This is a genomic window from Streptomyces sp. CA2R106, from assembly GCF_037034245.1.
In the GTDB taxonomy this organism is placed as follows: domain Bacteria; phylum Actinomycetota; class Actinomycetes; order Streptomycetales; family Streptomycetaceae; genus Actinacidiphila.
On sequence record NZ_JBAGKC010000187.1, the window covers coordinates 1 to 408 of the forward strand.

Annotated in this window: 1 protein-coding gene; it reads right to left on the reverse strand. The window is 68.4% G+C overall.

Translation table 11 applies throughout. The features are described 5' to 3' along the window. A partial coding sequence (locus tag WA788_RS35665) for an acyltransferase domain-containing protein (protein ID WP_335984673.1) occupies window positions 1-386 on the reverse strand: 386 nt, incomplete at its 3' end. Window positions 387-408: the final 22 nt, after the last annotated feature.

Here is a 408-nt window from a genome sequence, read left to right on the forward strand (position 1 = left end):
GCCACCAACCCGGCAACAACCTCACCAAACCGCACCGGCTCCCGCAAATTCCGATACCAATACCCCCCATCCAACCCGGCGGTATCCACCACCCGCCCCTCAAGCGTCGAATAAAACGCCACCGCACCACTGACCGGGGACAGTCCCGCCAGATCCTCAGCCAGACTCTCCCTCACCGCCTCGACATGCGACGTATGCGAGGCGTAATCCACCGCGATCCGTCGCGCCCCGCGCTCCGCGAACGCCTCGACGAACTCCGCACACGCCTGCGCGGCGCCGGCGACCACGACCTGGCGGGGAGCGTTGACCGCCGCGATCGACAAGTCACCACCCCAGCGGGCAATCCACTCCCCCACCTCGGCCAGACCGGCCGGCACCGACACCATCCCACCCGTCCCCGCCAGATGG